The 14,355-nt window shown below is 52.1% G+C and carries 12 protein-coding genes; all 12 read right to left on the reverse strand.

The features are described from left to right. Positions 1 to 134: 134 nt before the first annotated feature. Positions 135 to 344 (reverse strand): transposon-transfer assisting family protein, encoded by a 210-nt coding sequence (locus tag FGQ85_RS17265; protein WP_002584960.1) that lies wholly within the window; start codon positions 342 to 344, stop codon positions 135 to 137. 4 nt (positions 345 to 348) lie between these two features. Next, entirely contained in the window at positions 349 to 3,696 is a 3,348-nt protein-coding gene (locus FGQ85_RS17270; RefSeq protein ID WP_002584961.1) for a YodL domain-containing protein, read from the reverse strand. Between the two features lie 125 nt (positions 3,697 to 3,821). Then, the gene (locus FGQ85_RS17275; protein WP_002584962.1) at positions 3,822 to 4,190 is read right to left on the reverse strand and encodes a cysteine-rich VLP domain-containing protein; all 369 of its coding nucleotides are present in this window, start codon (positions 4,188 to 4,190) and stop codon (positions 3,822 to 3,824) included. Then, complete coding sequence (locus FGQ85_RS17280; RefSeq protein WP_138374085.1) at positions 4,187 to 6,262, reverse strand: type IA DNA topoisomerase; 2,076 nt, start codon at positions 6,260 to 6,262, stop codon at positions 4,187 to 4,189. The genes FGQ85_RS17275 and FGQ85_RS17280 overlap by 4 nt, the downstream gene beginning before the upstream one ends. Next, positions 6,259 to 7,008, reverse strand: a complete 750-nt coding sequence (locus FGQ85_RS17285) for a DUF4366 domain-containing protein (RefSeq protein ID WP_002584964.1) — start codon at positions 7,006 to 7,008, stop codon at positions 6,259 to 6,261. Before FGQ85_RS17285 ends, FGQ85_RS17280 begins: the two co-directional genes overlap by 4 nt. Continuing rightward, positions 6,998 to 7,264 (reverse strand): DUF4315 family protein, encoded by a 267-nt coding sequence (locus FGQ85_RS17290; protein WP_002584965.1) that lies wholly within the window; start codon positions 7,262 to 7,264, stop codon positions 6,998 to 7,000. The genes FGQ85_RS17285 and FGQ85_RS17290 overlap by 11 nt, the downstream gene beginning before the upstream one ends. Positions 7,265 to 7,270: 6 nt before the next feature. After that, a complete protein-coding gene (locus FGQ85_RS17295) occupies positions 7,271 to 7,993 on the reverse strand; it encodes a phosphoadenosine phosphosulfate reductase family protein (protein WP_002604475.1) in 723 nt (240 codons plus the stop codon). Positions 7,994 to 8,006: 13 nt separating this feature from the next. Further along, the gene (locus FGQ85_RS17300; RefSeq protein ID WP_002604476.1) at positions 8,007 to 9,977 is read right to left on the reverse strand and encodes a C40 family peptidase; all 1,971 of its coding nucleotides are present in this window, start codon (positions 9,975 to 9,977) and stop codon (positions 8,007 to 8,009) included. Beyond that, positions 9,974 to 10,930 carry a site-specific DNA-methyltransferase gene (locus tag FGQ85_RS17305; protein ID WP_002604477.1) on the reverse strand — a complete coding sequence of 319 codons (957 nt, stop codon included), beginning with the start codon at positions 10,928 to 10,930 and terminating at the stop codon, positions 9,974 to 9,976. The genes FGQ85_RS17300 and FGQ85_RS17305 overlap by 4 nt, the downstream gene beginning before the upstream one ends. Next, positions 10,927 to 13,323, reverse strand: coding sequence for a VirB4-like conjugal transfer ATPase, CD1110 family (locus tag FGQ85_RS17310; RefSeq protein WP_002604478.1), 2,397 nt, complete (start codon positions 13,321 to 13,323; stop codon positions 10,927 to 10,929). The genes FGQ85_RS17305 and FGQ85_RS17310 overlap by 4 nt, the downstream gene beginning before the upstream one ends. Continuing rightward, positions 13,283 to 13,675: a PrgI family protein gene (locus FGQ85_RS17315; protein ID WP_002604479.1), complete on the reverse strand. Its 393-nt coding sequence runs from the start codon at positions 13,673 to 13,675 to the stop codon at positions 13,283 to 13,285. The genes FGQ85_RS17310 and FGQ85_RS17315 overlap by 41 nt, the downstream gene beginning before the upstream one ends. Position 13,676: 1 nt before the next feature. Beyond that, positions 13,677 to 14,225 (reverse strand): MT-A70 family methyltransferase, encoded by a 549-nt coding sequence (locus tag FGQ85_RS17320; RefSeq protein WP_002604480.1) that lies wholly within the window; start codon positions 14,223 to 14,225, stop codon positions 13,677 to 13,679. Positions 14,226 to 14,355 lie beyond the last annotated feature (130 nt).

The following is a 14,355-nucleotide window of genomic DNA, read 5'->3' on the forward strand; positions in this document are numbered from 1 at the left end:
TGGTTTTTTGTTAAGCGTGCCTACATTTTTCGGAACACGAAAAACTCCATCACGCTTAACTGGCTAAAGCCATATAAAAAAAGAACAGGGGCGCGGTGCCGGAAATCGGCAACCGCGCCCCTGTTCTCTATGGGCTATTCCTCGTCGGTCAAGATAAACTCCCTTTCGGAAAACTCGCTGTCCGTCATGGCTTGCAGCTTGTTCACCGCTGCGGCGGCAAGCTGGCGCATATCCTCGTCCATGTAGGGCATGGCGGCAAGGATATTTTCAAGCGTTGTTTCCCGGCTGTCCTCGGCGTAGATCGCAACAATGTTTTCTTCCTCAATGGTAAAGCGGGTATTCATGCTATCAAACCTCCAAATCCTTTTTATGCTCTTTCTGTTTATCTTTCGGCTGCTGCGCCGCCTGTTTCTTGTATTCGTCCAGCTTCTTCAAAATGGACGGTTTTTTCTGCGGCTGTTCCCGTTTCTCGGCTTTTACCGCTTTTGCAAGGTCGGTAACGGAAATCGCTTCCCCCGCCTTTGCCCGCTGCTCAAAATCTGCAACGGTGGGCGTTTGCGGCGTATTGTTGATAAGCCCGTCAAAATTGTTGTCGTTCTGCTCTATGGTGTCCTCGACGTGCTTTAAGGGATTATCCCGCTGCGGCTGCTCGGCGGCTATGGCATAAGCCTGTGTGCCATTCCCCATAATGAGATACTTCCCGTCCTCCGACGCATGGTGAAAACCAAATCCCGCCGCTTCGATCTGTTCACGGCTCATATCGGTAATATGAAAATTGCCCCTCGGCGTTCTAACGGTTTCACCCGTCAAAAGGCTGTCGGGGGTCGCTTCCGGCTGCTGCTTTTCAAGCTGCCCGTCCTTGTAGGAATATCCTTGCGCCGCGATTGCTTCAAGGGTCTTGCCCGTAACGTCGCCATAAATCCGCTTGTCTGCGTCAACCAGCATTTGCAAAGTGTCTTGTACGGTGTCGGACAAGGCTTGCTGCTGTTCGGGCGGCAGCTTGTCAAATACGGGGGTCTGCTGCTCCTGCAAAAACTCCGGCACTTGCTGAAAACCGATACTGTCTACATAGTGGGCGGTGTCCTCGTCGTTCTGATGAAGCACAACAATGTCGGAAACGGAAAGGCTATGCCCCTTAAAGTCGGCGGGGTGGTCGATATTAAACCTTTCCCAAATGTCGCCCAGCGTCATATCCTTTGTAAGCGGTGCAGTATAGACGAGTTCATAATTTACCCGGTCAATGGTAAGTCCAGCCGCTTGCAGACGGTCATAAGGCTCAAAGCGCAAGTCCCTTGTTTCGTCCCCGCGCTTTAACTGATAAATGGAAAAGGTATCGCCCTGCTCCTGCTCGGCTTGCCGCTGCTGCTGCAACTCGGTAAAATGCCCCTCAATCTCGGTAATGAGTTCCTTTGCGGTGGTCTGTATTGTTTCAAGGGACGCTTTTAACTCGGTCATTTCCTTGCCGCTGCTCCAACCAGCCACATAGCCGAAAGAGTAATCGGAAGTATCAAGGCCGAAATGCTGGCAAACCGTATAAGCGACGCTTTCCGCTTCTACCTCGCAGGTATGGCGGTCAACGCGGTTTTGCTGCTCCGGCGGGGCGTTTAAGTCTACGTCGTGCAGCTTCGCATGCGCGATTTCGTGAATGGCGGTCTTTACCGCCTGTAATTCACTCACGCCCTCTTTGATTGCAATACGCTTGTCGGTCAAACTGAAATACCCATTTGCGCCGTTTGTGATCTGCTCAAATGCAATCGGGACGGGGGACGCTTTTTCAAGGGCGGCGAAAAAATCCTCGTACTGCTCCACATCGGCAAGCAGCGGTTTAACGGAAAGGTCGGGAAACTCCTTGCCCTCGGTCTGCGAAATATCAAAGACGGTTATAACCTTAAAGGCGGGGACGGTGATTTCCTTTTCTTCCTTTACCACTTTTCCCTCGCGGTCAAGCATGGGCTTTCTCGTTTCGGGGTCGATTTTATCAACCAGCTTTTTCACCTTGTAGGGCGCGGGGGCAAAGATTTTAATGCCTTTCTCGCCTTTCTTTACATGGCGGTCAAACTCCTTTTCCCATTGACGGAAGCCCATTACCAAATTGCCGCCCTGCATAGCAATTAGGATAGTGTTATTCAAACTATAATCATGGAACTTTGACATAGCGGTTAGAAACTCTTTGTAGCGGTCGCTGTCAAAAATCGCCTGTACGCCCTGTTCCAAACGCGCGGTGATCTCCTTTACCTTTTCGGCGGGCTTTTCGGAAGTAAGGATAATGGGGACGACGGGGCGGGGCTGCTGCGGCTCTGCGGCCTGTGCGTCTGCTTGCTGCGTTTCGGCTGCGTCCATATAGGCTTTGTCCTGTTCGCCGCGCTCCGGCTGCGGGTAACTCATAATGCGGTATTCTTCCGGCACTTCGCGCCCCTCAAACTGCCGTTCCCACTCGTCGCCGCTTTCCACGATATAGCCGTACTCGGTAAACGCGCCTTTTTCCTGCGCGGCAGCGTTCCTGCCAAAAGTAGAAAGGTCAATGCCGCCTTTCCATTCTTCGGGCATTTGTACCATGCCGGATTGATTTAAGTAATAGTCGCCCAAATCGTGGTAGTTATGTACTTCGGGGATATGGACGTAAAAATCCACGTTGTAGGTGAAGTCAATTACCTGTCCAATATTTGCAAGCCCGTTTTTCTGCTGCAAAGCTGCGTTCAGCTTGCCAACCTCGGCGGGGTCAAGCTGTTCGAGCCGCGCCGCAAGAAAATTGAGTTCGTCCACGTCGGCGGCGCATACCATTTCATAAGGCAAGGCAATATGTTTCTCCGGGTCGTCGGAATAGCCGCGAATGGAAAAATCCTGCGGGTTGTCGGCGGTAATGCCGACGTTCCGCATAGCTTCGTGCAACTGCTCCTTTGTGGCGGGCATATCCAACCAATAGCCGCCGGGGTCGCCCGCGTCAAAGCGGCTGCGGTTGCCTATCATAATAGAAAACTGTTCGCTCATGTGTTCACGCTCCTTTTCCTGCCCGGTATTTTCGGGGATAGCTGCCGCCTGTTGCTGCTGCGGGGGTTCTTCGCCCTCTATGGTGTAGTCCGGCATGAGCATACCGTTTACTTTGAAATAGTCGGCGTACTCCTGCGGGATAGGCGGGGAGATTTCCGTAAACAAGCGGTCATACGCTTTGATACGCCCATTCAGATACTTTTCCATAGCTGCCTTGTCGGTGAAAACCTTTCTATCTTGTCCGGCAATCTTCGCTTGGGTTCTGCTTGGGCTGTTGGTGCGCACGCTCCATGTAAGCGTCCATGAATACGGGATAGATTTCTGCGCTTCTTTGTCGTAGCGGGTATTCTCGTAAATGTAGTAATTCATCTGATATACCCGGTTGCTGCGAATATGGCGGTTATGCTCGGTGGTCTGCCACTCGTTAGCGGTGTGCTGGACGTGCGGCGTTCTCACATATTCAAGTGTTTTATCCAGCAAAAGCGTTCTTCCCGCCTGTTCTTCCCATGCGGCGGCGCGTTCTTTAAGGTCGTCAAAAATCGCCTGTTCTGCCGCCGCGCTTTCGCTGCGCATGGAAAGTAGCTGCGCAATCGGCAAGGAAGCATAAGGGGCAATCTCCCTGTCCTTTGCTTCAAAATATATCCGGCGTTCTATCCGCATGGTTTCGGCGGCTTCTAATTTGTCATGGTCGTATGAGGAATACGGCATATTCTTTCATCACGTCCTTTCTCGGTCATATAAGGGTTTGGGACTATCCCAACAAGCAAAATGCCCGCGCTCTCTATGGGAAGCGCGGGCATTTCTCGCAAACGGGTACTCGTTTGCTGTGCTTGCTATGTAGTTGTTTTTATCCGTAAACGCCTGTTTCTCTCGCTTTGGGCTTTCTGTCTGCGGCGTATCTTTGCCGCGCAATCGGGGCAGTATTTCGCCCGGTTGCTGCCCGCCGCAAACGTGCTGCCGCATACCGCGCAACGCTTCAAATCGGTTTCCCCGCTGCGGGTGATCTGTTCGCAAAGCTGCCTGTCGGCGGGTAATACCGCTTCGCGGAAATAGCGGCATAGCAGCGAATAGCTGATACTCTGCACACAAACGCAAGTTTCCCCGTCGTCCAGCAGCAGACAATTCCCGCAATCGTTGTTTGCACAAGCGGCGCGGGTCATTTTCTTTACGGCGCGGTATTGCTTTTCATCAAGCCTTATCATTTTCGGTTCTGCTCGACGCGGAAGTTTACATACTTGCCGCCTGTGTCGGCAAGCAGCACAACTCCGTCAAAGGTCTTTCCCGTCTTGGTCGAGTACATACCTTTGATTTTTACCTTTCCGTCTTTCAAAAGGGCGGCGGCAATCGCCTTTGTGAAAGCCTTTTTGCGCTGCTCAAAAAAGCGGTCATTCTTCCACATCACAAAGCTGCAAGCCCTGTCGGAGCAGTAAAAGTTTTTCTTGCCCTCGTAAACCGCCGCGCCGCAACGGGGGCAAGTGCCGATTGCTTCCCGCTGCGGGGTAAACAGCTTCGCTTTATCCTCGGAAATCGCGGAATAGGTCTTGACAAGCCCCGCTGTCATTTCCTCAATCCCGCGCATGAAGTCGGCGGGGCTGTCGCTGCCCTTTGCAATCCCGGTAAGGCGCGTTTCCCATTCTGCCGTAAGCTGCGGGGACGTAAGGCTGTCGGGCAGAATAGCGACAAGGTTATACCCGTCCTTTGTGGGGATTAGCTTTTTGCCCTTGCGCTCGGCAAAGCCCGCGCTAATGAGTTTTTCAATGATACCCGCCCGCGTCGCGGTGGTGCCTAACCCTTTGCGCTCCACGTCCTCCGGCGTGTCCTCCTTTCCCGCACTCTCCATAGCCGAAAGTAACGTATCTTCGGTAAATGCCTTTGGGGGCTGCGTGTAACGTTCGGAGATCTCCGCTGCCGGATTGTCAAAGGTCTGCCCCTCGGCAAGCGGGGGTAAAACCGCTTCCGGCTCTGCGTCCTCGTCCTGTTCCCCGGACGCGGCGCGGGATAGTCTTTCAATCTCGCGCCAACCCTCGCAAAGCGTCGTCCTGCCCTTTGCGGTAAAGGTATAGCCGCCGCAAGTGAAAACCGCCGTAACCGCTTCATACTCATAGGGCGCGGCAACGGCGCAAAGCAGTTTTGCGCACACAAGGGTCATTAGCTTTTTCTCACTTTCGGCAAGGGAAGAAAAGCCCGTTTTCACAAACTCCGCTGTCGGCAAAATGGCGTGATGGTCGGTTACTTTGCTGTTGTCGCAAATCCTCGCAAGGTCGGCTTGCAGCTTCACGCCCTGCATAAAGGGGAGAGCAGCGCAAAGGCCGGTGATAAGTTCCTTTGTGCTGCCCTCCATATCGGAAGTGATATATTTGCTGTCGGTGCGGGGATAGGTCAAAAGCCGTTTTTCATAAAGGGCTTGCGCATAGTCAAGGGTCTGTTTCGCCGTAAACCCATACAAACGGTTTGCTTCCCGCTGCAAGGCGGTGAGGTCAAACAGTTTCGGCGGGGCTGCGGTCTTTTTCTCTTTTTTAAGGGAAGTACAAACGGCCTGCGATTTCTCGCAAGCCGCTTTCATCTGCCGCGCCGCCGCTTCGTCGTCCTGCCTTTCGGAAAGGGCGGCAACGCCGCCAACGTCCAGCCGGACGACATGATATTTCTCTTTCTTAAAGCTGCTGATTGCATAGTCGCGGTTTACCAGCATAGCAAGGGTGGGCGTTTGCACTCTGCCGACATTCAATGTTTTATGGTAGAGGATAGAGAAAAGGCGGGTCGCGTTAATGCCAATGAGCCAATCGGCCTTTGCTCTGCAAAGCGCGGATTGATAGAGGTTGTCATAGCCGCGCCCGTCTTTGAGATTTGAAAAGCCCTCGCGGATTGCACTTGCTTCCATGCTGCTAATCCAAAGGCGGGAAAAGGGCTTTTTGCAATTCGCCTGTTCATAGACAAAGCGGAAAATGAGTTCCCCCTCGCGCCCGCTGTCGCAAGCATTGATAATCTCGGTAACGTCGCTGCGGTGCATAAGGTCTTTGAGAATGGAAAACTGCTGCTCCTTGCCGCTGGCAACAATAAACTGCCACTCCTGCGGGACAATGGGAAGATCGTCGTACTTCCATTTACGGAATTGTTCATTGTAGGTCGCCGCGTCTGCAAGGCTAATCAAATGCCCGATACACCACGACACAAGGTAGCCGCCGCCCTCAAAATATCCGCTGCGCTTTTCATTCGCGCCCATAACGGCGGCAATCGCCGCCCCGACGCTCGGTTTTTCTGCAATTACAAGTTTCATAGATTATCGTCCTCCTGCTCGGTCTGTTCGGTTTCGACTACTTCCGTTTCCTCGTCGTCCTCGTCAAAATCAAGGTCGTCAAGGCTGCTGCTGCCTTTCGCCGCGTCCTTTTTGGGCTTCAAAATCTTAAAGTAGTAGAACGCGCCGCCGCCCGCTGCGGCAACAAGCAGCACGACAAGCAGAATACCCATGCCGCCGCCTTTTTCTTCTTCCGGCGGCTGCTCGGTTTCTTCCGGCTCCGGCTCGGCTTCCACACCCGCGCACTCGCTCATGTTGACGCTGCAAACCGGGCAAGCGGTGTTGACGCTTCCGGCAACGCATTTATCGGTGCAGCTACAAACGGGGGCTTCGGTCTGCCCGTCCTCCATAAGGGCGGTTAAATCCGCTTCGTCCACTTGGTTAAGGAAATGGACGGTATTTTCCCCGTCCTCGGCGCGGTCAATGATGATGTAAAAATAGTTGCCACTTTTGGTAACGACGGTGATAAACTGCTTGTCGCCGGACGCTTCACCCGTTATATCGTCCACAAGGGACATATTCCCGTCCGGGGTAAGGGGCTGCGGCTCATAGCCGCCCGTCGTTTCTTCCGGCTCGGTTTCCGGCGCGGGGGTTTCCTCGGTTACGGGGGTAGGCGTGTCGTCGCTTTCATCGCCACCGCCCGCATAAGCGGTAACAGAAAAGCCGCACATGATAACCAGTGCGGCAAGCAATACGGTAAACTTTCGGATTATCTTTTTATTCTTCATTGTCGTTGTCCTCCTGTTCGGCGGGGTAAGTGGCTTCCGGCTGCGGCAAGGTGATTTCGCCGCTGGCGTAAGCGGAGAGGAACGCGGCAAGCTGCGTCCCGTCAAGGTGTACCGCCTTTACCATTTGCACGATCTGCGCGTTTTCTTCCTCGACTTTCTGCGCTTCAAGGTCTTTCAGCTTCTTTTGCTGTTCAAGGATTTTTGCCCTCGTTTTCTCAATATCCCTTTCGATACGGTCAAGTTTCGTGTTCGCCATAGTCATTTACTCCTTTCCAAACTGTTCTTTCCATGAATAGCTGCGCCCCAATCCCTTAACGGTTTTAAGATAGGGCATAGCGTTTTCTTCCAAAGTCGCCGCCCGGTTAAATAGATCGGGATAGTGTTCTTTGAGATATAAAATCTCTTGTTTCTTCATGCTCGGACAAAAGAAACAGGACGATTTACCCGGCTGCGGCAATCCTGCCGCTTTGATTTCCCGGATACAATCGTCCCTGTTCCAGCCCCATTCTTCAATGAGGGGGTAGCGGTTATGATATTTTTTGTCGGCTTCGTTGTACTTGCGGGAATGTTCATACCGTTTCACTTCTCCCGCGTCATAGCCGATATAGCGGTTGACTTTCTCGCCGCGCTGCCATACTTCGCGGCAAGGCGCATAGTGGTTGCAAAACTTTTCCTGCGGTGCGATTTTGTGTTTCTGCGAACAACGCTTATGCCCGTAGGCAATCGACGGGAGCGTATGAGAGCGCAAGCACTCGGTTTCAAGAGATAGGCGGTTGCCGTAGCGGTCAACATACTGCACAACGGTAATCTGCGGCATACCGTGTTCCGCAAGCCATTGATTGATTATCTCGATAAATTGATAGGTATGCGGGTGTTCCGCGCCCGTATCGGCAAAGGTGATAAGGTCAATCGGGATTTTGTGCTTGTATAGGCCAATAAGTAAGGCGGCACTATTCGTGCCGCCGCCAAAAGATACAATATTCATTTTTCAACTCCTTTTAATTGTAATTTAACCGCCCGTAGGCGTAAAAGTGGGATTGCCAATAGCTGGTGTCCAGCTTTGAATACTGGATAGGGTCGCCACAATGCAGCATGACGGGGCTTCCGTCCCCGTCCTCGCCCACATAAATCCCCACATGGGAAACGCCGGGGGTGTCGTATGTACCCGTAAAGAACACCAAATCCCCCGGCTGCGGGTTAGAAACAGGGGTTGAGATGTTGTAAAGCCCTTGCGCCCCAAGTCTGCCCGTATTGTATAGGCCGCTGTTCGTCAACACATAACTCACAAAGCCGCTGCAATCAAAAGAGGTTTCCGGGGTGCTGCCGCCCCACACATAGGGAAAACCGACGTATTTATCTGCTTCCTCCATGAGCCGCGCAAACTTTTCATCGGAACCCAGCAGCGCGGCGGGTACTTCATAATCGGCGGGCGGGTTTTCATAGTATTTAGACACATAGCCGGATTGCGGGAAAAGGTCGGGTCTGTTTCCCAGCGACGACATATACATAGCGTACATGGATAGCTGTTCTTCGCCCATGATGTAAACGGGGACATGGGAGAGGTTGAAGTTTTCCAAATCCACATGAAGAATGTAATAGTTATAGGGGACTTCAACCGTATAGGGGTTGCCCTCGCTGTCCGTCCTTGTTTCGGTGCGGTAGCGTACCTGTACTTCTTCCTCGACCGTCAAGATATACTGTTTCTCAAAGAGCATTTCAAGGGTGCTTTGCACTTCATCGAGTGTAAACACGCCCTCATGCCACGCGGAAAGGATAGAAATTAGCACATAGGGGTCATGCTCGATCTCGTCCGCGTTTACCCGGTATTCGTCATAGCCGGGGTATTCGCTTTCGATATTGTCCAGCATATCTTGTAACTCGGCTTCCATAGCGGCATACGCGCTTTCCGCGCCCGTTATATCCGCGTCCTCGGAGAGATAGGACGACGCAATCAAGCCGCTGCCGCTGTTGCCGCCAAAGAGGGAGCAAGAGGACAGCCCGCCGAAAAGCAGCAGCACGATAAAGGCAATCCCGCCCACAATCAAGCAGCCTTTCCAATGCCGGACAACAAAGAACGTCGCCCGTTTGGTTTCCTGCGCGGTTTTCTTCGCCGCCTTTGCGGTGGCTTCAGCGGTTTTTTTCGCTTTGCCGCCCGCTTTCAGCGTTTTTGCATACTGCTTTTTAATGCGCTGCTTCTGCCAAAAACGGGAAATGGGGTTGGAGTGCGCAAGCGCGGGGTTATCGTGCAACGCCTTTTGATAGAGAAAATCTGCGTTTGCCTTTACCGCTTGTTTTTCCGCTGCCGCCGCTGCCCGGTAGGGTTTCAGCTTATGGCGGCGTATGCCGCCCTTAACTGCCCGCGCCGCCATGCCGCCCGCTTTCTCTCCGGCAAGTTCTACCCGGTGCCCGCTTTCCACACCGACGTTTTCTTTCTCTACCTCGTAGATTTTCCCATGTACGGTACTGTTTAACTCCTGTGCCGGACGGGATAAGGGGTTATGCCGCAACTTGCCGTTTGGGGGCTTATCCGTCTTTTCAAAGGAAAGGCGCGTCTTTGCCTTGCCTTTCGCTTCGTCAAAAACGCGCTCTTTCTTGATTTTGGTCTGCTTGGGGATAGCCGCCCGCGCTGCGTCTAAACAGTCTGCCGCCTTATCCGATTTCTTGATCGCTTTTTGAAGTTCCGGCGTTGCCCGTTCCGCTTCGGAAAACTGCAAGCGGGAAGAATGGGTTTTAGGCTGCGTCGCGTCAAGGGCTTTTTTCTCCGCGCCTTTTGCTGCGTGTCGCTCAATCTCTGCGCCGATATGCTGCACAACCTTTTCCGCTGCCACCCCTGCGGGGGCTGAATAGTTTTCTTCCTGCGGCCTTTCGCTGATACTGGACGTTTCGCCCGTCGTGAGGTTTTCCGCAACCGCACCGTCGCGGGTCATTTTTTGCGTTACCTTGTCGGGGGCTTTCAGTTCCTTGCTCAATCTTCATCACCTCCAATCCGCTGTTTTGCAAGTTCGCAATAGTCGGGGTTTAACTCAATGCCGATATAGCGGCGGTTAAGCCGTTTTGCTACCATGCCCGTCGTGCCGCTGCCGAAAAAGGGGTCAAGGACAATCCCGCCGATGGGACAGCCCGCCAAAATGCACGTTTCCGCAAGTTTCGGCGGGAACGCTGCGAAATGCCCGCCATGATAGCCGACATTGTTAATCTGCCAAACGTTGCGGCGGCTGCGGACGGGAGAAATCAACTCGTCGGCGTATGCGCCCTTTTCGCGGGGGCGGTTGATTTTCTGCGGTTGGTTTTGCCCCGGAACAGTAACGTTATACTTATTTCCTTTGCTAACTCCGCTTTTCAGCCGCCCCGCCGTTGTGGGGGCTATCGGCTCGGCTACTGCTTGCCAATCGTAATAATACTTCTTTGACTTGGTAAGCAGAAACACATATTCATAGCAGCGGGTCGGCCTGTCCCGCGTGCTTTCCGGCATGGGGTTTGTTTTGTGCCAAATGATAGAACTGCGCAAATACCAACCGTCGCCCCGCAAGGCGAGGGCTACAAGCCACGGAATACCAATTAAATCTTTGGGCTTGCAGCCGGGGGCGCGGTGGTTAAACGCCACTTGCTGCCCGTTCCTGCCTTTGGGGTATTTGGGGTCTTGGTGGTCGGCTTTGCTGCCTGTGCCGCAATAAGTGTCCGCGATATTCAGCCAACAAGTACCCTCCGGCGTAAGCACCCGCTTTACCTCATGGAATACCGCCGTAATACGGGAAACATATTCCTCCGGCGTTGCTTCCCGTCCGATCTGCCCGTCTGCGCCGTAGTCCCGCAAGGCATAGTAGGGTGGGGACGTTACGCAACAATCAACTGCATTTTCCGGCAAGGTTTGAAGCACCTGCAAGCTGTCGCCGCAATAGATTTTGTCCATTTCTATCCTCATGCCGACACCTCGCCGGGTTTGGTCGTCATTACACGATAGAGTTCCGTATCTTGCGGGAAACGGTCAATAAAGGGCAAAATCACGTTGCCATAGAAGATAAGCCCCTCGCCCGCGTCGGAATGGGTTACATAGGTCATTTGCTGCTGCGAAATGTTAAGCTGCTTTGCAAGGATTTCCCTGTCGCCCTGGGCTTGGTTGAGCATATACACAAAATCGCTGTTTTCAAAAATGTTCTCCACCTCGCGGGACGATAACAAATCTTTCACGTTTTGGGTGATACCTGTCGGAATACCGCCCCATTTTCTAAAACGCTTCCAAATCTCAACGCTGTACGCTGCGGTCTGTTCCTCTTTGAGCAGCAAATGAAACTCGTCGATATAGTACCGCGTCGCCTTGCCTTCGCTGCGGTTTATGGTAACTCTGTTCCAAACTTGATCTTGGACAATGAGCATACCGAGTTTTCGTAGCTGGGTGCCGAGTTCTTTAATATCAAAGCAGACAAGGCGGTTGTGAATGTCAACGTTTGTTTGGTGGTTAAACACGTTCAAACTGCCATTTACATAGAGTTCCAATGCCGACGCGATACGCTGCGCTTCCTTTTCCGGCTGCTTCTTGATTTCATTGTAGAGGTCGCCCAAAATCGGCATATTCTCCGGCTTCGGGTCTGCAAGGTAGCTGCGGTACACGCTGATAACGGCGCGGTCAATCAAAGTCTTTTCAACCGCTTCCAGCCCGTTTTTGCCGCCCATAATCAACTCGCAAAAGGAAAGGATAAAATCGCTCTTTAAGGCTATGGGCGTGTCGCCCTCGCTGTAATTGAGGTTTATATCCATCGGGTTAATGTACTGCGTGCTGTTCTGCGAAACCTTGATAACCTGCCCTTTCAGCCGTTCCACAAGGGGGTAATATTCCGCTTCCGGGTCGCAAATGATAATATCGTCTGCGGTAATGAGAAAAGCGTTGGTGATCTCGCGCTTTGCCGAAAAACTCTTGCCGCTGCCGGGTGTGCCGAGTATCAAGCCGTTAGGGTTCTTCAGCCTTTTCCTGTCGCACAAAATCATGTTATTCGATAATGCGTTTAAGCCGTAATACAACGCTTCGCCGCTTTGGAACAGCTCTTGTACCGTAAAGGGGACGAAAATGGCGGTGCTGGAAGTCGTCAAGCCCCGCTGGATTTGGATTAGGTTTTCGCCCAATGGGATAGAGGACATAAGCCCCTGTTCCTGCCGGTAGTCAAGGCGGGTGAGCATACAGTTGTATTTCTGTGCGATACTTGCGGCCTGAAATACGTCGTTGTCCAATTTCTGCTTTGTGTCTGCCACATTCAAAACTAACAGCGTAAGCAAAAACATTCGCTCGTTCCGGCTCTGCAAATCCCGCAAAAGGTTTTTCGCTTCGCCGCCGTAGGTGGCAAGGTCGGACGGAATTATATCCATATCGTAGCCGCTGCGGATTGCCTTTTTCTGTTCCTCGATTTTCATACGGTCAAGGTCGGTGATTTTCCGCTTGATCGTCTTGATCGCTTCGTTGTGGTCGATACTCTGAATGTGCAGATTGACGACAATCCCGTTTTCCGCTTCCATGAAGTCGGCAAGCATACGGTCTGAAAGTTCCGGCGCGGCAATCTGCAAAAAGGAAACCGCGCCAAACTTCCCGCCCATTTGAAACATTCGCCCGTCGCCAAAACGGAAAGAGGACGGGGCAATAAAGTCTTTGACGGAAAGGCCGCTTACGGGTAGCCATTCCCACGCAAAGTTGAAGCGTTCCCCGTCCGGGTGGAAAAGCCCATGCAGCACTTCAAGCCGCTGCTTCCCGTCCAATACCCGCGCCGCCGCGCCGATCACCTTAAAATGGTTGAGGGTGTCCGTTTCGATACGGGCAAGCCGCGCCCGCGCCGATTTAATATCTTTTGCTTCAATGGTAAAGGTGAGAAACTTTGTCTTGATAAGCCCGTTGTTGCCGCGTTCAAGCTGTGTTTGCAGCATTTCGGTGTATTCGGCTCTGATACTGTCAAAGTCGTCATTCTGTGGGGCAATCGTGATACTGCTCTTGAAATCCTCCTTGTTCGCATGGCGGCTGATTAAGGAAAGCTGCACACTGATAGAAGCGTCAAAAGAGTTATACATATCGCAAAGGGCTTCAAAAATGGCGGTCTTGTCGTCCGGCTGCGCAAGCTGATAGTTAATATCTTCAAACTCAATGCACTTGGAATACCGCCCGTTTGCAAGGCGGCAAATCCCGTCCTTATACATTCGTTCAAACGGTATGCTGTCCTGCGCCGTATGGGGCTTCCCGTCGCCCTTTGACTGCCGGATAAGCGCGTCGATCTGTTTCTTTTCCTGCCGCGTAAGTTTACGCTTTTTGTTTTGGGTCTTTCCCTTTTCCTTTGACAATCGCCCGTACCTCCTTATCTAATCGCTCCTGCCGCGCAAGGGCGGTATAAAAATTGTTGGTCTGATAAGGTCGCTCTTTGGGGCGAAGAAACTTCACTTCCACAAATTGCCGTATAATCACTTCCAGCGGTTGCCCGTTCTTCTCGTACATAGCGAGTAGGAACATGGGCAGCATGGCAAGCACCATGCACAAAGCCGCCGTTGTCGTTCCCGCGCTGTCCTTTGTCAAAAAGAATAGCGGTAGCCCGATAGCCACCGCCGCGCCGAAACAGAGTAATTGTCTTTTGGTAAGGTTGAACATTACCTTGCTCTTGATTTTGGTTAAATCCTTTGGGACGGTTACATACGCCATTTCAAACCTCCTTTCCGGCAAACCGTATGTCGCTTTTGATTTCATTTCCCCATACGTCCCAACCAGGGGTATGCTGCCTTGCAAACAGTTCAATACGCGGTAGGTCGCCCATAAGGGCAAGTATCTTTTCCCGCGTTATATCCGGCTTTTTGCTGTGCTGCTCAACAGGGGAAATAATAAATTGATGTACCTTGTTTGATTGTCGCTTCGGGTGTCCTTTGGTAGCAAGCAAGCAGATTTCCGCATTTCCTCGCGTCCAAAAGCCCAAGCCATAAAACCAAGTGGGCGATTTCCGATTTTGCTTTAACCATACAAAGGCAACGGATTTATAGGTAAATCCCCAAGCCTTGATTAACTGCAACGCTTCTTTAAGCTGCGGGAACGTCGCCCATAGGAATAAAATACAGTCCTTATCCGCAATTTCTTTGACGGGTAAAGCGCAAAGTTCCTCAATACTCATAGTGGGATAGTGCTTTTCCGCTGCGCCCTGTACCTTGCTTCTCGCGTATCTCCAAGGGGGATCGGCGTAAATGATTTTGTATTTCTTCATCTGCACCCCCTTAATGCGCGCTGAAAACGTTAGACCGATGTCGGTCTAAAATTTTTAATGCCGGGTAATTAGTTATGCCGATAAATATGTGATGAAGCCTGTAAAATCGCCATGCTAAACAAAAAGTATC

It is taken from the genome of Pseudoflavonifractor sp. BSD2780061688st1 E11 (genome assembly GCF_005844125.1).
Classification (GTDB): domain Bacteria; phylum Bacillota; class Clostridia; order Lachnospirales; family Lachnospiraceae; genus Sellimonas; species Sellimonas catena.

What these genes read in the sequence shown, in the direction of transcription:
- FGQ85_RS17265 (WP_002584960.1), bottom strand. Translation starts at nt 344, where the DNA reads ATGAATACCCGCTTTACCATTGAGGAAGAAAACATTGTTGCGATCTAC.
- FGQ85_RS17270 (WP_002584961.1), bottom strand. Translation starts at nt 3,696, where the DNA reads ATGCCGTATTCCTCATACGACCATGACAAATTAGAAGCCGCCGAAACC.
- FGQ85_RS17275 (WP_002584962.1), bottom strand. Translation starts at nt 4,190, where the DNA reads ATGATAAGGCTTGATGAAAAGCAATACCGCGCCGTAAAGAAAATGACC.
- FGQ85_RS17280 (WP_138374085.1), bottom strand. Translation starts at nt 6,262, where the DNA reads ATGAAACTTGTAATTGCAGAAAAACCGAGCGTCGGGGCGGCGATTGCC.
- FGQ85_RS17285 (WP_002584964.1), bottom strand. Translation starts at nt 7,008, where the DNA reads ATGAAGAATAAAAAGATAATCCGAAAGTTTACCGTATTGCTTGCCGCA.
- FGQ85_RS17290 (WP_002584965.1), bottom strand. Translation starts at nt 7,264, where the DNA reads ATGGCGAACACGAAACTTGACCGTATCGAAAGGGATATTGAGAAAACG.
- FGQ85_RS17295 (WP_002604475.1), bottom strand. Translation starts at nt 7,993, where the DNA reads ATGAATATTGTATCTTTTGGCGGCGGCACGAATAGTGCCGCCTTACTT.
- FGQ85_RS17305 (WP_002604477.1), bottom strand. Translation starts at nt 10,930, where the DNA reads ATGAGGATAGAAATGGACAAAATCTATTGCGGCGACAGCTTGCAGGTG.
- FGQ85_RS17315 (WP_002604479.1), bottom strand. Translation starts at nt 13,675, where the DNA reads ATGGCGTATGTAACCGTCCCAAAGGATTTAACCAAAATCAAGAGCAAG.
- FGQ85_RS17320 (WP_002604480.1), bottom strand. Translation starts at nt 14,225, where the DNA reads ATGAAGAAATACAAAATCATTTACGCCGATCCCCCTTGGAGATACGCG.